We start from the raw sequence: 20,844 nt of genomic DNA, 5'->3' as shown, positions 1-20,844 counted from the left end.
AAAAAAGATGCTGAAATAAATTCAGCATGACGCACATTAAAATTATTGCTTACTCGCCAACGTCTCCCTGAACTTGTTTCAGGGTCTATCTATCTTTGAAAAGATGATTTCTACTTTTCCATTTCTGCGGCTGTTTCTTCAACCTTGTTGCGCAAATCGTCTTTGTAATCCTGCATTTTCTGAGCCAGTTCAGGGTTGCTGGTCGCTAAAATCTGTGCAGCTAACAAACCTGCGTTTTTTGCGGCATTAAGCGCTACCGTAGCCACAGGTATACCGTTAGGCATTTGTAAGATAGACAGGATAGAATCCCATCCATCTATTGAGTTAGATGATTTTACCGGAACACCAATTACAGGTAGTGTGGTAATAGAAGCCACCATACCCGGTAAATGAGCTGCGCCACCTGCACCGGCAATAATTACTTTTAAACCACGTTTTGCAGCATCTTTGGCATAATTGTACATCCGTTCTGGGGTACGATGCGCCGATACTACGGTCATTTCAAAATCAATACCGAATGCTTTCATGATCTCGGCAGCATCGTTCATGATGTTTAGATCAGATTTGCTGCCCATTATAATACCTACCTGTGCCACTTTATATTGTGATTATATGTTTTTAATTAGCTGATTACTTTTAAAGTATCCTGAACAAAACGAGCTTTTTCTATCGCCTTTTCACGGTTTTGGTCAACAATGGTTACATGCCCCATTTTACGGAAAGGTTTGGTATATTTTTTTCCGTATAAGTGGATATATACGCCATCAACAGACATTACTTTTTCTAAACCTGCATATTTAGCCACGCCATCATGTCCTTTTTCGCCTAATAAATTTACCATTACCGAGTTGGCTAAAGTGCGTGTATCTCCTAAAGGTAAATTAAAAATAGCTCTTAAATGTTGATCAAACTGCGATACGTAATTTCCTTCTATGGTTTGGTGACCGCTGTTGTGTGGGCGAGGAGCCAATTCGTTTACCAAAATATCGCCATTTCGGGTGATGAACATTTCTACAGCTAGAATTCCTGTTATATTTAAGGCTGTAGCAATTTGTATAGCTATTTTTTCAGCTTTTTGCTGTATGTTTTCTGGATAGGTTGACGGGCTGATCAGAAACTCTACCAGATTGGCTTCTGCATTGAACTCCATTTCTACCATTGGGAAAGTACGCATATCTCCATTAGGGTTTCTGGCAACAATTACCGCAATCTCTTTTTCAAAATCAACCAGTTCTTCAATTAATGAGGGTGCTTCAAAAGCTCTGTCTATATCTGTTATACCGTTAATTCTCATTACACCTTTGCCATCGTAACCGTCTTTACGCTGTTTTAAGATATAAGGAAAGGAAATAATCGAATTTAAGATGTCTTCTTTACCATGAACCAGTTGAAAAGGAGCGGTAGGGATATCATTTTCTTTGAAAAATTGCTTTTGTATGCCCTTATCTTGTATAAGCCTGATTACACGTGGTTGAGGAAAAACGAGCTTTCCTTCTTTTTCCAATTGCTCTAATGCTTCGATGTTTACTTTCTCGATCTCAATGGTAATGATATCGGCTTTTTTGCCAAAATTGTACACTGTATCATAATCGGTGATAGAGCCACATTCAAACTTATTAGCAATGTTTTTGCAGGGTGCTTCGGCATCTGGATCTAATACTAAAGTGGTTAAATTGTAATTGATGGCTTCCTGAATTAACATTCGGCCTAATTGCCCACCACCTAATATACCTAATTTTAAATCGCTGATCTGTCTTGCCATTACTTGAATTATGGATAAGCAACAAAAATAGTAAAAATAAACGGATAGGTTTTAATAAATAACGGTGGTCATGTAAAATCCTTATTGAAGATAGAGATGGTAAAATAGCGTATAGGTTATGCCGAGCCTTAAAAAGAATACGTATTTTTGGCGCATTAATATGAATGCTGACGCTATAGTTATAGGTGGAGGAGCTTGTGGCCTGATGTGCGCTGTACAAGCCGGATTTTTAGGGAAAAAGGTTGTTGTTCTTGAAAAGAACGATAAACCCGGTGCTAAGATATTGATATCGGGTGGTGGCCGGTGTAATTATACCAATATGGGCGCTACTGAAGAACAGTTTATTACCCAAAATACTCATTTTTTAAAATCGGCCTTTAACCAGTGGACTGTTGACGATACCTTGTCTTTTTTTGAAACTTATGGAATTAGCGGGAAAGAGAAAACTTTAGGACAGCTTTTTCCCGATGGAAAAAATGCGAAAGATGTGGTTAACGTTTTTACAGAACTGTGTGCCGATATGGAACAACAGATCATTTGTAATATAGAGATCAAAGAAATTACCCAAACCGATGAAGGTTTTAGGGTCGATTTTGAACACAAGGGTAAAAATAAAAGCATTCAAGCACCCAAACTGGTTATTGCAACAGGTGGTTTACCTATACCAAAAATGGGCGCAACTGATTTTGCTTTAAAATTTGCCCGTAAGCATGGCCTGAATATTATCGAAACCTCACCGGCATTGGTGCCTTTAACCATTACGGGCAAGGATGAAGAATGGTTTGCCAAACTTTCGGGTAATTCTGTTTATTGCAGAGTAAGTAATGATCAGATTTCTTTTGAAGAGAATATCTTGTTTACGCATTGGGGCTTAAGTGGTCCGGCTATTTTGCAAATTTCTTCATACTGGCACAGGGGCGAAACCATCAATATAGATCTGTTGCCTTATCAAAATATATTGGAACTGCTCAATAGCGATAGAACTACAAACGGAAAAATTCAACTTTCTACTTTTTTGCATCAGTTTTATACCCGAAAATTTGTAGAGGCTTTAGAAAAGTTTCTGCCTTTGCACAAGACCATTGCCGATTTGAGTAAAGCTGAGATGCAACAGTTAGAACAAACCATTCATTATTTTAAAGTTAAACCTGCTGGCGATAAAGGTTATGATAAAGCCGAGGTAATGAGAGGCGGTATTGATACTAAAGAACTTTCTTCTAAAACTTTAGAAAGCAAAAAGCTGCCCGGATGTTATTTTGGTGGCGAATGTGTTGATGTTACGGGTTGGTTAGGCGGTTATAATTTTCAATGGGCATGGGCCAGCGCTTATGTTATTGCGCAAAATATTTGATTTATGTCTGTCTCCCTGAGCTTGTCGAAGGGTTTCTTATTCGGTTTGCAATTTTTCTCCTCTATGCCGGAGGGGCATCTTCTTTATCCTTGATGATAAAGAAGCAAACAATCAAGGCTGCTTTGCCTAACTTGCTACAACTCAATAAAACTTTAAGGGTGCTGACAGAGCCGTGTGGTGGTAACGGTGTAATGTTTGTTTGTGCAACACTTCTTCTGCCCGCTTACTTATGCTGTTTTAACGTTGCTGCTTACGTTTTATGGGTTTTCGCGGCGCTACGCAAAGAGGCCGTCCTAGGTGCTGCTTAGCGATGGAAACTGAATTTACCACAGACTCGCAATAGCGCAAAACGGCTGTTGGTAGAGTGTTTTTATTTTAGCTCATCAATTTTCGGAAACTTGTTTACAATCTTTTCCAGTTGGTTTAATATTTTTGGAATATGAGTTTGGTCAAAACTAACTTCAAATTCTAGTGTATTTCCAATTCCGGCGTTCTCTCTTACAACGCATTCAGCATTTAGATGTCCAATTCCATCTCCAACAATTTTTATTTCAACTTGTCTTTCTAAAGTATGAAATGTTGCAATCCCGTTTAGCTTGTCATAAAGTTTAGCTAATTCGTTTTTGAAACTCATGAAATCAACTGTCATAAACTCTGCTTTAAATTCTCCAGAAAACGCTCCAGCTTTTACCTTAACAATTCCTCTTATCCAATTCCTATCCCAATCTAATTCCGCATTTGGATAATTTAAGCCAATTAAGTCGATTCGGATAAAATCTCCGTTATCTGTTATTTCGAAATAAGTAGTTTCTTCGTTCATGAGTTTTTTCTAATATTACTGCCAACGTTTTGTAGCTTGGCGATGGTGCGGCAATAGTGAACCATCGGCCAAGTTTTGTACTAAAATTACATAGATTATCAAAGTTAAGCTTGTAACTTCAAGCTGCACTATTGCAAAACGATGTTGGTGGTAGTATTTTTTATTTCAGTTGTTTTAAAATCCAAGCCATACAATTTTTTGAGTCCATAATTGACCAGGAATGCGGGTGTTTCATTCCGTTTGGTCTTACTCCTTTGTTGTGGGTTACAACGATGTCTGCATTTTTACTACCTTTGAGTTGAAGGAAATTAATCAAAGCTGAAATGTCTGTACAATTCAAGTCATACAAATCTCTATGCCTATTCTTAAGTTGCCATTCTATTCCTGGTTCCGTATAAATTCTAATCGGAACATTTAGTAAATATTTTGCGTTACCACCGTCTTTTTGCCGATATGAAAACATTGAATATTTGATGTATTCATCTTTTGCTGTTTCTGGTGTACCTCCTAAATTTTTCTCCATTTCTTCCAAGAACCACTTCGCTTCGTTTACGCCGACTTCTGAAAAGTTTCTTTCCACTTCTCGTTGATAACGATAATACATATTTTCATAATCAAGTGGCGGATCAAGCGCAAAAATTGCTTTTGGTATGAAGTAGGTGTTTTTATCTCTAATCGCTCTTTCTGTGTATGTTATTGTTTGCATTGCACCGCCTGAAAGTCCGCCAAGAAATATTTTCTCTTTTGATACTTTATGTTTGTCAACTACTTGTTTAGCGATAATGTCTAAAATCTTTTGTGAAACCGTCATTTTAAAGTCATCATCCTCAATATTGGGAAAAATAACAACAAAATTATTTTTGATGGCGATTTCATCTAATGTAATCTGCTTCATTACACCTTTTGCATTTTCTGAACCTCCGTGAAGAATAATAATAGTTCCAACAGGTTTTGAATTTGGTACAAGTTTGTAATAAAAATGAGTACTGTCAATGGTTACCTTCTCAGGATTTTGAGAAAACAGGTTTGTATGTCCAATAAAAATTAAAAGTAATGTTATTATGTATTTTGTCATTTTCTAAGTTGTTCGTTAATATTGCCACCAACACCCAAATATATAAAGGTTTTGGAATATGTTAAATTATAAGCTTTTTGTTCTTTTTTTCTTTAGGGTATTCAAATGGATTTAGAATTTAATTGCTTAAAAACCGATATAAAGAGCCGCTAAATTATATAAATAATAATAAACGGCCGGGTAAGTTAACTTACCCGGCCGTTTATTTAAAGAATACAAACAACTGTGATTTTGTGGTATACAATTTAAGCAACTCTTTTTTTAATCGCAGTGTGGAACTGTAAAAGTCCATGTTTCTGCATTTTTATTCGGAATAGAGAAGGCTACGCCTTTATCCATTTCAAACCACAATTTAGGTCTCAGTTTTTCACGACTGATGGTTTCGTTCATGGTCATGCTATCATATAAACGGCCATTGACCATCACATATTTGATTTTTTCAGAGTTTCTGATGTCTTCCAAAGGGTTTTCATCCATTACAATCAGATCTGCTAGTTTACCGGTTTCGAGAGATCCTAATTCTTTGCTCATGCCTAAATAACTGGCTCCATTTAATGTAGCAGCCCTTATGGCTTGCAAAGGTTCCATTCCACCTTGCACCATCATCCACAATTCCCAGTGTGCCCCCAAACCTTGGATTTGTCCGTGTGCGCCCAGATTAATTTTTGTGCCACCATCGGCAATCTGCTTAACGGTTTTGGCTACCTCTATATGACCATAGTCGCCATATTCAGAAGTTGTTCTTCTGCGGGATCTCGAATCTATGATAGAACGTGGTGTAAAGTTCAATAAACGTTCGTTTTCCCATACATTAGTTCTGTCGTACCAATAATTTTCACCCCATTGACCGCCATAAGCTACAATTAAAGTAGGGGTATAGGCTACATTGGTATGATTCCAGAAGGCGGTTACATCTTTATATACAGGTGCAATAGGAATGCTGTGTTCTATGCCTGTATGTCCATCGGCAATCATGCTCATGTTATGGAAAAATGTAGAGCCACCTTCGGGTACCACTTCCATTTTTAACTGCCTTGCAGCTTCTATAATCTGTTGGCGTTGCTCGCGACGAGGCTGATTGTACGATTTTACAGAAAAAGCACCTACTGCTTTTAATCTTCTTAAATGCGATAGGGCATCATCCAAACTGTTGATTACCACTTTAAAATCGCCATCTGCCCCATATAAAATAGATCCGGTAGAATACAATCTTGGACCTACCATACGTCCGGCTTTTAGCATCTCGCTTTGGCTAAATACCATTTCGGTATTGCTTGATGGATCATGAGATGTGGTAACCCCGAAACTCAAATTAGCCATATAAGACCAATCTTGTTGCGGACTAATGCCATCTGGACTGGTACGTAAATGAGCATGTACATCTACCATACCCGGCATAATGGTTTTACTGGTAACATCTACCACTTTGGCTTCGGCAGGTATCGTAATTTCTTCGGCTTTACCTACAGCTTTAATTTTATTGTTTTCTATTAAAATGGTTCCTTCTTCAATTACCTGATCACCTTTCATAGTAATGATACGGGCACCTTTTAAGGCAACAAGGCCAGATGGCAGATCACTTTTTAATTTTAAACCAATTGAAATTCCTGTGCTATCAGGTTCGGGCAGTGATTTAGGTGCGCCTTCCACAAAACTGAAAGTGTTTTTAATTTCACGACTGAAATATTGTTCGCCTAATGTCCACAATAGCTTTTTGCTATCGGCAGACCAATGCAAGTAGGTTCCGGCATCTTTGGTAACCCTGGTTAAAGGAATGGATCTGTTTCCGGCCGAAAGATCCTGTGCAGTTCCGGCTGTAATGAGAGGTGTAACATAAGCATTGAACAATTCTGTAAATGCCATCCATTTTCCATCAGGACTTGGCAAAAACTGCGTGGCGTATTGAGAAGTATAATGTGTTCTTTCATTGCCTCCGTTCAGATCCATACTTTTAAAAGCTTTTTTACCACTTTCATATCCCTGGAAATAAATACGGCTATCATCGTGGTTAAACATCGGTTTGATACCGTTTTCGCTGATCAGCGTCTTACTGCCGCCATTAGCAGGCATCATAAATATACCTGTATTCTTACCATAAGTAAGGCCTAAAACTTCATTACCTACGCCTTTTCTAAATACGATCTTATCGCCTTTGTTAGAATAAACAGGAGAGTAGTAATAACCTTTTTCATCTGTAAGCGTAATGGTTTTGCCTGTTTTCAGATCGGTACGTTTAATGGCACCCTTAAACTCATCGCTCCAGGTGGTATAAATCACATATTTTCCATCGGGACTAAACTCAGGTTCAAACTCAAAATCCAATCCGTTGGTTAATCTTTCAGGCGTTCCGTTAGGCAATTCTTTTTTATATAGATAACCTGCGGCATTAAAAACAACCATTTTTCCATCAGGAGAAGTGGTTAGCTGTCTGATCATTTTTACGGTAAAATCAGGCGTAAAAACGTTCTGCTCAAAATGTAAGGCATCTTGTACGGTTTGATTGCTGGTTACTTCGAAAGGAATTTCGGTTACTGTTAAATTGCTCAACTCAATCTGTTTGATCTTACCTTTAGCATAAAAAATAATTTTTTTAGAATCGGGAGTCCAGGCAAAATTAGGATATACGCCAAAAATAGCCCAGGTTTCCTGTTGATCTTTGGATAGGTCATCATATAAAGGCCATTCTTCGCCAGTTTTTAAATTTTGGATATAAAGTACGCTTTTTAAACGTACGCGTTTAACATAAGCAATGTACTTGCCATCTGGAGAGGCCTGAGGTCTTGCAGAACCGCCTTGTTCGGCTATAAAATTGGTTAATTTACCTGTATTTAGGTCTAATTGCCTGATGGCATAAATTAAGCCATTAGGGTCTTTACTGTATTGGAAAATTGGTCCGGGAGATACATCTTCACTGAAATATAAAAATCTGCCGTCTGGAGAAACATTGGGCTCTCCGGCATCTTGCTGTTCATTTTTACGCTTGGTCAACTGCACACCGTCGCCACCGTTGATGTTGTACATCCACATTTCCCCAGATCCTAATGAACGTGATGCGGTAAAATGTTTGCGGGCAATGATATATTCACTGTTAGGCATCCAGGTGGCATTATTCAACAAACGGAAACTTTCTTTGGTTACCTGTCTTTTGTTATCGCCCTGTCTGTCCATGATCCAGATGTTATCGCCACCACCTTTATCGCTAGTGTACGAAATATATTTTCCGTTAGGGCTAAAACGGGGCTGAACTTCATAAGCAATACCGCCACTCAGTAATTTGGCTTTGCCGCCGGTAATCGGCATTACATAAATATCGCCCAGTAGATCAAAAACAATTTCTTTACCATCTGGACTTACATCTAAGTTCATCCATGTACCTTCATTTGTGGTAATGGAGAAAGTTTTGGTTGGGCCTTTATATTTTTCGACGTCCCACTTTAAGCTCTCTTTTTTTTCTTGAGCAAAAGCAGTAGAAAAGCCTATAAGGCAGGCAGAGATCAAAATCTTTTTATTCATGATACAAGCAAAATAGAAAATATCCCGCAATTTAATAATATCGGTTCGTTTTTATAGTTTTGACTTTGCCATTTTATGACCGCTATAGAAATTTTAAAGAAATACTGGGGGCACGATAGTTTCAGGCCTTTGCAACAGGAAATCATATCGTCTGTTTTAAATGGTAACGATACACTTGCACTTTTGCCCACAGGCGGAGGAAAATCTGTTTGTTTTCAGGTGCCTGCTTTATTAAAAGAAGGTATTTGCATCGTCATCTCACCTCTGGTTGCTTTAATGAAAGATCAGGTAGAGAATTTAAAGCAAAAAGGCATAAATGCAGTAGCTATTTATGGCGGAATGGGCAAACGTGAGATAGACATTCTGCTAGACAATTGCATATATGGTAATATCAAATTTCTTTATTTATCGCCTGAGCGGCTGTTGTCTGAGCTTGTAAGAAAACGGATTTCTTACATGAACGTAAACCTCATTGCTATTGACGAGGCGCACTGTATTTCGCAATGGGGATATGATTTCAGGCCACCTTATTTACGTATTGCAGAGCTGCGAGCTATTCATCCTGAGGTTACAGTACTGGCTTTAACCGCCACAGCAACACCACGGGTAAGAGAAGATATTATTGAAAGGCTGGAGTTTAAAGAAGCTAAAGTTTTTGTAAAAAGTTTTGCCCGTAAAAATTTGGGCTATGTGGTTTTTAATCTGGAAGATAAGTACAAGAAACTGCTTGATGTAATTAAAAATGTACCAGGTACCGGGCTGGTTTATGTAAGGAATAGAAGGGAAACTGCTGAAGTAGCAAGTTTTTTAAGTCGTAACCGTATCACTGCTGATTATTACCATGCCGGTTTAGATAAAGACACCCGATTTAAAAAACAGGAAGATTGGAAAAGCAATAAAATGCGGGTAATGGTAGCTACCAATGCTTTTGGCATGGGCATAGATAAGGCTGATGTGCGTTTTGTGATCCACCTTGATCTACCCGAAAGTTTAGAGGCTTATTACCAGGAAGCGGGACGTGCCGGAAGAGATGAAAAGAAGGCTTATGCGGTATTATTAACCAATGAGGCAGACCGAACAATGCTCAAAGCCCGATATGCAGATAGTTTTCCTACAATAGATGAAATCAAAAGAGTATATCATTTTTTGGGCAGCTTTTTTCAGATTGCTTATGGAGCAGGAGAGGGATTAACCTTGAATTTTGATCTGGCTTCTTTTTGTAAAAGATCAGGAATTGCCGTTGCGAAAACTATGATTGCCTTAAAATTTTTAGAGCGAGATGGTTATATCAGCGTATCTGATGCTGCATATGTACCCTCACGTTTAATGTTTGCTGTAAGCCACGAAGATGTTTACCGCTTTCAGATAGAAAATCCTGGTTATGACTTGTTCATTAAAACTATCCAACGTTCTTATGGCGGAGCTTTTGATCAATATGTTAAGATTAATGAGAACGATCTGGCCAACCGCCTTAAATTTTCATACAACCAAGTTGTAGCCTATTTACATAAATTGCAAGAACATGAAATTGTATCTTACCTGCCGCAAACAGATCAACCCCAATTGCAATTTTTGGTGCCTAGAGTTGATCATATGCACCTCGATATTGATATAAAACACATTAAATTGAGACATCATGTGTTAGAAGAACAGATCAGCGCAGTTATAGCCTATACCCAAAAAGAGTATTGTAGAAGTCTTCAGTTACAACATTACTTTGGCGAACAGGTTACCACAAAGTGCGGTGTTTGTGATGTTTGTATTGCCGAGCGAAAAAACAAGGATATAAATGAAATCAATGATGAGATTGATTTTGAAATTATACAATTGCTACAGAAAGGCAGTTATACTTTACCAGATCTGATGCAGGAACTTATAGCAGGTAATGAACACAGCAGGCTTGAACGCATTAGAGAACTGATGGATGCCGGTAAAATCAAGAGCGATGGCAAAAAATATTATTTGTGATTAAATAGAGGAAGTTCTGAATTAAAAATCATAGCTTCCATAAATTGAAAATTTTACGATTTTTGAGAAAAATAAACCTACAAACAATTTACGCATATTAGATAATGCAGCAAAGAAATGATAAGAAAGTTGTCCGTTCATGGGCATTCTTTGATTGGGCCAACTCAGCCTATAATTTAGTGATTACCTCAACTATTTTCCCGGCTTATTATACCGCAATAACCTCAGATAAGGATCCGGCTACCATAGATTATGTTACTTTCTTTGGTAAGAAATTTGTTAATTCTGCGCTTTACAGTTACGCCATGGCTTTTGCTTTTTTGGTGATAGCCATTATTTCGCCTATTCTCTCATCAGTTGCAGATACACGAGGAAACAAGAAGATATTCATGAAAATGTTTACCTATCTGGGTGCTTTGGCATGTTGTGGGTTGTTCTTTTTTGAAATAGATGAGGCCAAAGGCATTAATACATTAAATTTTAGTGTAATTATGTTTGTACTTGCAGCAATAGGTTTTTGGGGCAGCTTGGTTTTTTACAATTCATACTTGCCCGAAATCGCCACTGTTGATAAACAAGATAGCGTAAGTGCCAAAGGTTTTACTTACGGTTATGTTGGTAGTATTATTTTGCAAATTGTTTGCTTTGTATTTGTATTTAAACCCGATTGGTTTGGTATAGAAAATCCATCTATTCCTGCTAGGCTATCTTTTTTAATGGTGGGTATATGGTGGATATTGTTTGCGCAAATTCCTTTTAAAAACTTACCTAAAGGAAGCCCTAACTACCAGGAAGAAAAGAAAAACATCATGACGAGCGGTTTTAAAGAACTGAACAAAGTATGGCGTCAGCTTAAGCAAATGAAATACCTGAAACGCTTCTTATTTGCTTTCTTTTTCTATTCTATGGGAGTACAGACCGTAATGCTCGTGGCGACTATTTTTGGTGAAAAAGAATTGCAGTTACCTACAGAAAAACTGATTGCGACTATTTTAATATTGCAGATTGTTGCTATACCGGGAGCGATGTTAATGTCATACTTATCTACAAAGAAGTTTGGCAATATTAATGTTTTAATAGGCGTAGTGGCTATATGGATAGGTTGTTGCATTGCCGCATATTATTTGCATACCGAATTGCAATTTTATGCACTTGCAGGTGTAATAGGGATGATCATGGGCGGCATCCAGTCTTTATCCCGTTCTACTTATTCTAAGTTTTTACCGCAAGACAGCCCTGATCATACTTCATTCTTTAGCTTTTATGATGTAACAGAGAAGGTTGCACTGGTTTTTGGCCTGTTCAGTTTTGGTTATATAGAAGAGCTTACGCAAAGTATGCGTAACTCTGTAATTGCATTAGCCTTATTTTTTGTTTTAGGATTAGTATTTTTGGTGTTTGTAAAGAAAGTAGAACCTAAAAACGCTTAATTGTATTAGTTAGAGAGCGCATGAAAGTAGAATTATTTATACCTTGTTTTGTAGATCAGATTTACCCACAAACCGCATTCAATACCATAAAGATTTTGGAGAAAGCAGGTTGCGAGGTTAGTTATAATTCTAAACAGACCTGTTGCGGACAACCTTCATACAATGCCGGGTACTGGGAACAAGCAAAAGAGATCGGAAGTAAGTTTTTAACAGATTTTTCTGAGCAGAAATATATTGTTTCGCCATCTGCTTCATGTGTGGGTATGGTTAAAAACGGATTTAACGATTTGTTTACCAATTCTATGGTGCACAACAAATGCCGTAATATTCAGTCGCATATTTATGAGCTTTCAGATTTCTTGATCAACGTTGTAAAGAAAGATTATTTTGGTGCAGAATTAGAAGGTAAAGCGGTTTACCATGATTCGTGCAGTGCTTTAAGAGAATGCAAGATAAAAGAAGAACCTCGCAGGCTTTTAGAAAAAGTACATGGCCTGGAAATGTCTGAAATGAAAGATACCGATATGTGCTGTGGTTTTGGAGGTACTTTTGCGGTTAAGTTTGATTCTATTTCATCGGCTATGGCCGAACAAAAAGTGAATAATGCACTAGAAATGGGGGCAGATTATATGATTTCTACAGACTTATCATGCCTTATGCATATTGATGGTTACATCAAAAAGAAAAACCTTCCTTTAAAAACCATGCACCTGGCCGATGTGCTGGCAAATGGCTGGCTAGAAAGTACACCTTATTGATAGCGTAAAATAAAAGATACATAAAGAAATGCATTTAACCTTTTTTAACAAATCGGGTCTATAATGTAACTTAAATTTGAATCTTAGAAATATATCTTATTTTAAAATGAAAAAATTATTTATTGCCTTATTAGGTGTTGTTGCAATTACATTTAATGTGCATGCACAGAAAAAATCGGGAGCTATCCAGTACGAAACCCAGATAGATCCTGCAGCAATGGCAGCAGCCAGTGGTTTTCCTCTTAGTGATGAGATGAAAGCTCGTATGCCTAAATCTGTTAAAGCAAATTATGAACTGTTGTTTAATGCTACAAATGCAAGCTATATGCCTGTAGAGGAAAATGAAGACAGCAACGGTGGTGGCAGAATGAACATGGGCAGGATGATGATGCGTTTTGGTGGCGGGGGTGGTAACAGAGATTATTATTACTCTTTTGTAGATCAGAAAGTATTTGGAACAGTTGATTTAAACGATACAACTTTTGCTATACCTGCTAAATTAACTGTTGATGTAAGCCCTGTAGGAGGTTTTGGCGGAGGTGGTAACCGTCAGGGAAATGAAAATGCGAATAGTGGAGTTGTTCAGTTTTTACCGGGACCCCCAACTGTAGAGATTATTAAATCTGATGAAACTAAAAAAATCTTAAACTTTAACTGTAATAAAGTTACCATTAAGAGCACCAGAAAAGCAAAAATCTTGGATATGGAAAAAGATGTAATTGATGAAACTGTACTTTGGTACACTAATGATCTGGGCTTTAATTTTTCTCCAAACCCAAATATGTGGACAGAAGGTGTAGTATTAGCCATTGAAAATAAAGGCGGTGGTACTGCTGCTAAAAGTATTGAATTTAGAGGTGTGAGTAATAAAGATGTGAACTTACCTAAAAAAGCTGTTGTAATTACCCCTGAACAATATCAGCAGAAAATGGAAGCCATGATGAAACGCATGAGAAACAATAACAGCAGAGGAGGACAAGGTGCACCAAATAGAATGATTATCAATTAATTTTCTTTTTTTAATATATATATAACAAAAAAACCTGACGAATATCCGTCAGGTTTTTTTATGGAATATCTATGTTGAGTAAAACTTAACCTACTTTAAGGCTGCTACCAATAGTATTGGTTTTCGCTTCATGCTCTTTTAACTCACGCTGCATGATCTTTGCAATTTTTGTGCTGCCATCGTGGCTCCATCCCGGAGGATTGATCATATACTTAACTTTATCAGTAAACTTAGGTGCTTTTTTAATGTCATCTTTTAAAGCAATGAACTCATGAAAAATAATGTTAACAGGGCCTACATCGGTAGGTTGGGTAGTTAGTCCGTACTTTATTTCATCTTCAGGCATTTCTTCCTGAAAAGTACCAAATATTCTGTCCCATAAAATAAGTACCATTCCCATATTTTTATCCAAATAGCGTACATTACATGCATGGTGCACACGATGGTGAGATGGGGTTACGAAGATATATTCAAACCAGGGATGTAGCTTACCCACCGTTCTGGTATGAACTAAATTTCCATAAATCTGAGTAACCAGATAAGCAAATAAAATATCCAGAGCTGTAAAACCCATAAAGGCTAAAGGCAGGTAAAAGAACACGCGGTATAAAGGTTCAAACACCGTTGAGCGGAAACCTGTGGTTAAATTGAAATGCTCTGATGAGTGATGGGTAACGTGCATAGCCCAGAAAAAGCGCACATAATGGCCAACCGTATGTAAAAACCAATATAAGAAATCTTGCGCCAGAACCAGAACTATCCAGTACAACCATATATTGTTGATTTCAAAAAGTCTGAACTGGTAACAATAGTCTAATAAAAAGAACGTGGCGAACTTCATGCCCAGGTTAATCACTACTGCACAAATCATTAAATAGATATTGGTCCAGGTATCTCTTTTGGTATAAAGCTTTCTGTCGTGCGTGTAACTAAAGTACATTTCTACTAATGTTAGCACAATTACAAAACCAAACAAAGCACCAACAGAAACGTCGCTTCCGGTAAATTTCATTTTATAAATTATTGTAAAAAATTAAGCTGTTAATTATATCGTCTTTGTGAACTTTACAATTGAAAGTACACTGGCCAATTTTTTCGAGCAATGAGAACATGATTTGTCCATCTTCATTCTTCTTATCACTTTGCGTTAGGTTAATTAATGTGTTAAAACTCTTTTCTGTAATGTGGTATTTAGGATAAACAGATAAGATATATTGACAAATATCATCAAGATCTACATCGGTTAATGAACAATATTTAGCAGATAAATAAGCTTCACATACCATTCCTATGGCAATAGCTTCACCATGCGTTAAAGAAACTTTATCGTGCTCTAATGAATAACTTTCAACTGCATGACCAATGGTATGACCAAAATTTAAAATCTTACGTAACCCTTTTTCAAGGGGATCTTGCGTTACTACCTCATTCTTTATTTGTATAGAGTGGTAAATAAGCTGAGCAGATATTTTCTGATAATCACAGTTTTTTAAAGTATGGTAATATTTAGAATCGGCAATTAATCCGTGTTTGATCATTTCTGCAAAACCAGAAAGCAATTCGCGTTGTGGTAGGGTTGCCAGAAACCTGTTCTCAATAAATACAGCCTGTGGGAGCGTAAAGGTACCCACCATATTCTTTACGCTGTCTATATCTATCCCGGTTTTACCACCAACAGATGCATCAACCTGCGATAAAAGTGTTGTAGGAATATTGATAAAGTCTATGCCTCTTTTGTAGGTAGAAGCTACAAAACCGCCCATATCGGTAATTACACCGCCACCCAGATTAATCATTAAACTTTTGCGGTCGGCTTCAAAATCCAGTAAAGTTTTCCAGATGCCAATACAGAAATCTATATTTTTATTCTCTTCACCCGAATCAGTTTCAATAATGTCGAAATGATCCAGATCATCTGTCATTTCCCTAAAAACAGGTATACAGAATTCGGCAGTATGCGTATCTGCAAAAACAAAGACCTTGCTATAGTTCTTTTGTTCCAGCAAATGCTTAAGAGAACTAAGTCCACTTTCAAAGTAAATAAAATGGTCGGCGCTTTTTATAGGTTCCATTATTCAATAATTACTGTTTTTCCCATAAACTCAATCTTATCGCCAAGACGTACTTTAAGCCTTTTCCGATAATCTATTGTACCATTGTATTTAACCAGACCTTCTTCTACAACGGCCTGAGCTTCTCCGCCACTTTGAACCAATGCGGCAGCTTTAAGCAAAGCGATTAAATGAATAAATTCACCTTCTAATTTAAATTTTATCATTGCGGGGCAAATTTACAATTTTCTAATGGGGTTTAGTATTCAGAAGCTTGTTAAACAGGATGATTTACCAATTTATTACAATCTTCTCGAAAAACTTCTGGTAGTGGTTTGAAATTTTATTTTGTTAATTCTTGTTTGTTAAAATAATATTTGTTAATATTTGTTAAATTTGTTACAGTAACGAGGTTGAAAAACTAAAAACCGTTAGCTATATTCGTTTTATTGAGTTGGAAGAGGTAAATTTCTATAAGTTAGAAACGCTTATCATTTAATGCTTGGAAGTGCATGCCAAGGAAAAGTCATTTGAAATAACGCTTCTCAAAAATGAAAGCTCGTTAGCAGGTCAGTCTATGATTTGCTATGGCTTAGAAGTGCAACTAAACTTAAAAATATGATAAGAGTAACCAACCACCAGATTAAAAGACAGCTTTACATTTTACAGAAAAGGATAGAACGCCTGATAACTTGATCTGAGCTATACTCAGTGTAACGAGCTTACAGGTACTTATTGTCCTTTCGATCATATCACTTAACCGGATAGATATGATTGATCTTTTTGATAACTAATCTTATTTGTTGAAAGATAGAGATGTAAAATTATGTCTAAAGCATTAGAATTTACTGTTCCTGATACAAATGATTTTTCAATTGTAATACAGGAAGATGTGCTTCCGTTCTTTTATAAGCACTTTCATAAGCACAAAGAATACCAGATTACCCTTATTTTAAAGGGAGAGGGTACGGCTGTAATTGGAAATTATATGCAACCGTTAAAAGTTGGTGATATTTATTTTATATCGCCCAACGTACCCCATGTTTTTCTTTCAAGAGAAGAAGATTACCAAAACCTTTTGCCCAATCGTATTCATGCGATCCATATTTTCTTTGATCTTGAACGGCTTTCTAATTTGCTGAGTCTGCCCGAGATGATTGAAATAAGAAGCTTTTTAAATCAGGATTCAGCCGGATTGCAACTATTAAAGGGAAACAAAAGTTATGTTTCTGGTTGTATAATTGAAGCCAAGAACAATGCAGGTTTATTAAGATTAATGTCTTTGATCAATATTCTTCAATATGCCAGCGTAAATACTAACGATTTTAAATCTCTGGCAACAGGTTTGGTTGAACATGCTACAGATAATAAAGATCATTTCAGAATGAATGAAGTTTACCAGTACACTTTAAAACATTATGCCGAACCTATTACCTTAGAAAAGATAGCAGAAGTAGCCTGTATTACCCCACATGCATTTTGTAAATATTTTAAAAAGCATACGCGTAAAACCTATCTTGCTTTTTTAAATGAGATAAGGGTTAACGAGGCCTGTAAAAGGATATTAAGCGCAAGATATAACAGTATCTCAGAAATAGCTTACGATACAGGTTTTAACAGTATCATTACCTTTAACAGAGTATTCAAAAAAATAACTGGAATGGTACCTAAAGAATACATCACCTTGTATAAGGTAAGGCCTTCTTCTTTTCCATTGAGAAAAGTTATGGATTAGAGCCCTCCATTTAAAAACTTTGGATAATTTTTGAATAAATGGGCCGTAAAAGCTGATTAAACGCTTTTACGGCCTTTTTTTTGCCTTTTATAACAGGATAATTTTTGATTATCAAGTGATAATTATACCACATCGGTTTTTGGTTTCCCTCTTATACATTTGTTTCAAGCAGACACTTTAGATGCACATTAAGTGATAAGCTAACCTAACCAACTAAAACAAAATCAATAATTATGAAAAAAATCTTACTTGTTTTTTTTGTGCTGTTTTCTGCTTGCTATCAAGCACTGGCGCAGGATAAGAAAATTAGTGGAACCGTAATCGGTAAGTCCGATAAGCTTCCAATTCCAGGGGTTTCGGTTGTGGTAGAAGGAACCAAAATCGGAACGGTAACCGATCCAAAAGGTGTGTTTTCATTAGCTGTACCACCGGGATCTACTTTAGTGGTTTCTTTTATCGGCTATATTACCGAAAAAGTACCGGTTACCAGTAGCTCAACCTATAAGATAGAGATAGGAGAGAATGTACAACAACTTGCAGATGTGGTAATCACTTCATTCGGTATCCAGAGAGATAAAAAGACTTTGGGTTATGGAGTGGGAACGGTATCGGCAGAAAAGCTAACAGATGCGCCAACGCCTGATGTTTCTAATGCCTTAGCCGGAAAAGTGGCTGGTGTACAGGTTTCGGGTTCGGGAGGTGCATTTAACAGTTCTAACATTACCATACGTGGTTTTTCATCTTTTACGAGAAGTAACCAGCCATTGTATGTGATTGATGGTGTGCCTATTGATAACAGTGGAGGTGGTAACAGCGTAAACCAAGGTGCGTCAACCTCTAACAGGGTGTCTGATATCAATCCTGAAGATGTTGAGAATATCAGCGTGCTTAAAGGTGCTGCAGCTACTGTACTTTATGGCTCCAGAGCTGCTTCTGGTGTAATTTTGATTACGACCAAAAAAGGTAAAGGCGGATCAAAATCTCAGGTGTCATTAACCTCTAGTATCAATATCGGATCTATCAATATTTTTCCAGAGTATCAGAATGAATATGGACAAGGTATAAATGGTATTTATTCTGGAGACCCATTGGATCCTAACAAATGGGTAGCCCGTTCTACTTCATGGGGACCAAAAATTGCTGGTCAGCCTGTAAAAAATATTTTAGGTCAAACCGTGCCTTTACAGGCTTATCCGGATAACGTAAGAGACATTCTTCAAAATTCAACCGGATTAGACAATACCATCAGTTTCTCTGGAGCTAACGAAAAATTCAATTACCGTGTTTCGTATGCCAACAGTACTACTGATGCTTTGGTACCGGGTAATAAAATGAACAGAAACAATTTCTCAGTAAATGCAGGTGCTAATATTACCAGCAAATTCAAATTGAGTACTTCGTTTTCTTATATCAACAGCATGTCTGACAGAACACAGGCCGGTAACCAGGGAGCTAATCCATTATGGAGAGGTATTTATGCGCCTCGCAGTTATGATGTAACGGGTTTGCCAGTAACAGATGCTGCAGGAAATCAAATCTGGTATTCGTCATCAGAAGAAAACCCTTATTGGTCTATTGAACATATTACCCGTAATGAAGAGCTGAACCGTTTCTTTGGAAACATTAATCTTAAATATGACATTACCAGCTGGCTGCAAGCAGATTTGAAGGTAGGTGCCGATGTGTTTTCTATGATGAATGCAGGTTTTGATGACAAAGGTGTGCGTAGCAATGCAAACACAGGATCTGCCGGAAAAGGTGGTTTGGTACAATCGAGAAGCATGCGTCGTAACTTGAACAGTTATTTTACTTTAACAGGTAATAAAACCTATGGCGATTTTAACCTTTCTTTTACCTTAGGTAATGAGATTATTTCTAATTACTCCAATAACTTATCTGTAACAGGCCTGGAGATTGTTGTAGCAGGATTTAAAAACCTAGACAATTTTACTACACTAGCGCCACCATCAAATAACTATACACAACTTCGCATGATGGGTGTATTTGGCGATTTATCGGTGCAGTATAAATCCTGGTTAAACGTAAACTTAAAAGCAAGAAACGATTTCTCTTCAACCCTTATCCCTAAAAACAGGTCTATATTTTATCCAGCGGTTGCAGTAAGTTTTGTAGCTACAGAAGCATTCCCATCGTTGCGTAGTAATGTGTTAAATTCATTAAAAATTAGAGCAAATGGAGGTGAGGTAGGTAAAGGAGCAAATCCTTATGAAACAGCTACTTATTATTCAAGAGCAGGTTCTGCAGATGGCTTCAGCTCAACCAGTGTAAGTTTCCCTTATAATGGTTTAGCTGGTTATACTTATTCAAACGGAGCAGGTGAGCCTGAATTATTACCTGAGTTTACCAGAGAAATAGAATTAGGAACAGACATTTCTATGCTTAACAACAGGTTGAATTTAGACTTTTCTGTTTACCAGAGAGATTCTAGAAAGCTGATTTTTAATGTACCCGTAGCTTATTCTTCAGGTTTTACTTCTAAAATACAAAATGCAGGTAAGCTTTCTACAAAAGGAGTGGAGTTTTTATTGAGTGGTACGCCTATTAAAAACAGCAATTTCTCATGGGAGGCTTCTTTAAACTTTACCAAATTTAAATCAGTGGTAAAAGAACTGGCTCCAGGTGTTGAACTGATTTCGTTAGGTGGTTTTACCTCGCCAAATATTCAGGCCGTAACCGGACAAGAGTACGGATTGATCTACTCTAATAAATATCTTAGAGATGCCCAAGGTAGAATGATTATTAAAAGCAATGGTTTGCCACAAGCTACCAATGATGTATTCGCCGTAGGAAATCCAAATCCAAAATTTACAGCAGGACTAACCAACTCGTTTAAATATAAAGCCTTCGGACTGTCGTTCTTACTAGACTTCAGGTATAAAGGCGATTTAATGTCGCGTACTATTGGCGATTTGAGAATAAACGGGGTTGCTAAAGAAACAGCTGAGTACAACCGCTTTAATGCAGATGGATCAGTTTCAAAACCGTACCTGTTTGAAGGCGTATATGCAAATGGACAACCCAATACTACCTATGTTTCTGCACAGGATTACTGGGGCTTAAGCGGTAAGTATGCGGCTTGGGAAGGCTATGTGCTTGATGCTACTTTCTTAAAACTAAGAGAGGTTACCTTTACTTATGATCTTCCGAAAAAATTATTGGAAAAAACAAAATTCATCAGCAGGCTACAACTCTCTGCTTATGGAAGAAACTTGTGGACTTATGCACCAAATTTCCCTCACTTAGATCCTGAACAGAATTTAACAGGTATTTCTAATGCCAGAGGTCTGGAGTTTGGTATTACACCGGTTTCTAAAGTATTTGGAGCAACCTTGAGAGCCTCTTTTTAATTAA

At 37.2% G+C, this 20,844-nt stretch carries 15 protein-coding genes; 7 read left to right on the top strand and 8 right to left on the bottom strand.

Going from position 1 to position 20,844, the window contains the following annotated elements:
• Window positions 1-110 precede the first annotated feature (110 nt).
• Together purE and MMF97_RS12495 are read right to left on the bottom strand one after the other, a co-directional pair.
• Entirely contained in the window at window positions 111-596 is a 486-nt protein-coding gene (purE, locus tag MMF97_RS12500; RefSeq protein WP_317228611.1) for a 5-(carboxyamino)imidazole ribonucleotide mutase, read from the bottom strand.
• A 26-nt stretch (window positions 597-622) separates the two neighbouring features.
• Complete coding sequence (locus MMF97_RS12495) at window positions 623-1,762, bottom strand: 5-(carboxyamino)imidazole ribonucleotide synthase (protein ID WP_243362747.1); 1,140 nt, start codon at window positions 1,760-1,762, stop codon at window positions 623-625.
• Between the two features lie 160 nt (window positions 1,763-1,922).
• On the opposite strand from MMF97_RS12495, the gene MMF97_RS12490 reads away from it, so the two are divergent.
• The gene (locus MMF97_RS12490; RefSeq protein WP_243363311.1) at window positions 1,923-3,113 is read left to right on the top strand and encodes a BaiN/RdsA family NAD(P)/FAD-dependent oxidoreductase; all 1,191 of its coding nucleotides are present in this window, start codon (window positions 1,923-1,925) and stop codon (window positions 3,111-3,113) included.
• A gap of 370 nt (window positions 3,114-3,483) precedes the next feature.
• On the opposite strand, the gene MMF97_RS12485 is transcribed toward MMF97_RS12490, so the two are convergent.
• The 3 genes from MMF97_RS12485 to MMF97_RS12475 all read right to left on the bottom strand — a co-directional run bounded on the left by MMF97_RS12485 (window position 3,484) and on the right by MMF97_RS12475 (window position 8,521).
• A complete protein-coding gene (locus tag MMF97_RS12485; protein WP_243362745.1) occupies window positions 3,484-3,933 on the bottom strand; it encodes a WapI family immunity protein in 450 nt (149 codons plus the stop codon).
• Between the two features lie 160 nt (window positions 3,934-4,093).
• Window positions 4,094-5,008 carry a hypothetical protein gene (locus MMF97_RS12480; RefSeq protein WP_243362744.1) on the bottom strand — a complete coding sequence of 305 codons (915 nt, stop codon included), beginning with the start codon at window positions 5,006-5,008 and terminating at the stop codon, window positions 4,094-4,096.
• Window positions 5,009-5,269: 261 nt separating this feature from the next.
• A complete protein-coding gene (locus MMF97_RS12475; protein WP_243362743.1) occupies window positions 5,270-8,521 on the bottom strand; it encodes an amidohydrolase family protein in 3,252 nt (1,083 codons plus the stop codon).
• 75 nt (window positions 8,522-8,596) lie between these two features.
• Here MMF97_RS12475 and MMF97_RS12470 point away from each other — a divergent pair, with 75 nt between their 5' ends.
• The 4 genes from MMF97_RS12470 (at window position 8,597) to MMF97_RS12455 (ending at window position 13,686) form a co-directional block, all read left to right on the top strand.
• On the top strand, window positions 8,597-10,489 hold the full coding sequence (locus MMF97_RS12470; protein WP_243362741.1) for a RecQ family ATP-dependent DNA helicase: 1,893 nt from the start codon (window positions 8,597-8,599) through the stop codon (window positions 10,487-10,489).
• Between the two features lie 104 nt (window positions 10,490-10,593).
• Window positions 10,594-11,919, top strand: a complete 1,326-nt coding sequence (locus tag MMF97_RS12465) for an MFS transporter (RefSeq protein WP_243362740.1) — start codon at window positions 10,594-10,596, stop codon at window positions 11,917-11,919.
• Window positions 11,920-11,939: 20 nt separating this feature from the next.
• On the top strand, window positions 11,940-12,677 hold the full coding sequence (locus MMF97_RS12460) for a (Fe-S)-binding protein (RefSeq protein ID WP_243362738.1): 738 nt from the start codon (window positions 11,940-11,942) through the stop codon (window positions 12,675-12,677).
• Window positions 12,678-12,783: 106 nt separating this feature from the next.
• On the top strand, window positions 12,784-13,686 hold the full coding sequence (locus MMF97_RS12455; protein ID WP_243362737.1) for a hypothetical protein: 903 nt from the start codon (window positions 12,784-12,786) through the stop codon (window positions 13,684-13,686).
• An 85-nt stretch (window positions 13,687-13,771) separates the two neighbouring features.
• On the opposite strand, the gene MMF97_RS12450 is transcribed toward MMF97_RS12455, so the two are convergent.
• Genes MMF97_RS12450 through MMF97_RS12440 form a run of 3 tightly spaced genes read right to left on the bottom strand, consistent with a single transcriptional unit; the run spans window position 13,772 to window position 15,964 of the window.
• Window positions 13,772-14,698 carry a sterol desaturase family protein gene (locus MMF97_RS12450; protein WP_243362736.1) on the bottom strand — a complete coding sequence of 309 codons (927 nt, stop codon included), beginning with the start codon at window positions 14,696-14,698 and terminating at the stop codon, window positions 13,772-13,774.
• Between the two features lies 1 nt (window position 14,699).
• Window positions 14,700-15,758 (bottom strand): 3-dehydroquinate synthase, encoded by a 1,059-nt coding sequence (gene aroB / locus MMF97_RS12445; protein ID WP_243362735.1) that lies wholly within the window; start codon window positions 15,756-15,758, stop codon window positions 14,700-14,702.
• Entirely contained in the window at window positions 15,758-15,964 is a 207-nt protein-coding gene (locus tag MMF97_RS12440) for an RNA-binding S4 domain-containing protein (RefSeq protein ID WP_243362734.1), read from the bottom strand. The genes aroB and MMF97_RS12440 overlap by 1 nt, the downstream gene beginning before the upstream one ends.
• A 599-nt stretch (window positions 15,965-16,563) precedes the next feature.
• On the opposite strand from MMF97_RS12440, the gene MMF97_RS12435 reads away from it, so the two are divergent.
• Window positions 16,564-17,472 carry an AraC family transcriptional regulator gene (locus MMF97_RS12435; RefSeq protein WP_243362733.1) on the top strand — a complete coding sequence of 303 codons (909 nt, stop codon included), beginning with the start codon at window positions 16,564-16,566 and terminating at the stop codon, window positions 17,470-17,472.
• 233 nt (window positions 17,473-17,705) lie between these two features.
• Window positions 17,706-20,840 (top strand): SusC/RagA family TonB-linked outer membrane protein, encoded by a 3,135-nt coding sequence (locus tag MMF97_RS12430; protein WP_243362732.1) that lies wholly within the window; start codon window positions 17,706-17,708, stop codon window positions 20,838-20,840.
• Window positions 20,841-20,844 lie beyond the last annotated feature (4 nt).

The sequence above is a fragment of the Pedobacter montanisoli genome, from assembly GCF_022809115.1.
Lineage (GTDB): Bacteria > Bacteroidota > Bacteroidia > Sphingobacteriales > Sphingobacteriaceae > Pedobacter > Pedobacter montanisoli.
This window is presented reverse-complemented; position numbering and strand designations above follow the sequence as displayed.

Bases quoted from the DNA above. Each gene is read 5' to 3' on its own strand.
- MMF97_RS12495 (WP_243362747.1), bottom strand. From the start codon at position 1,762: ATGGCAAGACAGATCAGCGATTTAAAATTAGGTATATTAGGTGGTGGG.
- MMF97_RS12490 (WP_243363311.1), top strand. From the start codon at position 1,923: ATGAATGCTGACGCTATAGTTATAGGTGGAGGAGCTTGTGGCCTGATG.
- MMF97_RS12485 (WP_243362745.1), bottom strand. From the start codon at position 3,933: ATGAACGAAGAAACTACTTATTTCGAAATAACAGATAACGGAGATTTT.
- MMF97_RS12480 (WP_243362744.1), bottom strand. From the start codon at position 5,008: ATGACAAAATACATAATAACATTACTTTTAATTTTTATTGGACATACA.
- MMF97_RS12475 (WP_243362743.1), bottom strand. From the start codon at position 8,521: ATGAATAAAAAGATTTTGATCTCTGCCTGCCTTATAGGCTTTTCTACT.
- MMF97_RS12470 (WP_243362741.1), top strand. From the start codon at position 8,597: ATGACCGCTATAGAAATTTTAAAGAAATACTGGGGGCACGATAGTTTC.
- MMF97_RS12465 (WP_243362740.1), top strand. From the start codon at position 10,594: ATGCAGCAAAGAAATGATAAGAAAGTTGTCCGTTCATGGGCATTCTTT.
- MMF97_RS12460 (WP_243362738.1), top strand. From the start codon at position 11,940: ATGAAAGTAGAATTATTTATACCTTGTTTTGTAGATCAGATTTACCCA.
- MMF97_RS12455 (WP_243362737.1), top strand. From the start codon at position 12,784: ATGAAAAAATTATTTATTGCCTTATTAGGTGTTGTTGCAATTACATTT.
- MMF97_RS12450 (WP_243362736.1), bottom strand. From the start codon at position 14,698: ATGAAATTTACCGGAAGCGACGTTTCTGTTGGTGCTTTGTTTGGTTTT.
- aroB (WP_243362735.1), bottom strand. From the start codon at position 15,758: ATGGAACCTATAAAAAGCGCCGACCATTTTATTTACTTTGAAAGTGGA.
- MMF97_RS12440 (WP_243362734.1), bottom strand. From the start codon at position 15,964: ATGATAAAATTTAAATTAGAAGGTGAATTTATTCATTTAATCGCTTTG.
- MMF97_RS12435 (WP_243362733.1), top strand. From the start codon at position 16,564: ATGTCTAAAGCATTAGAATTTACTGTTCCTGATACAAATGATTTTTCA.
- MMF97_RS12430 (WP_243362732.1), top strand. From the start codon at position 17,706: ATGAAAAAAATCTTACTTGTTTTTTTTGTGCTGTTTTCTGCTTGCTAT.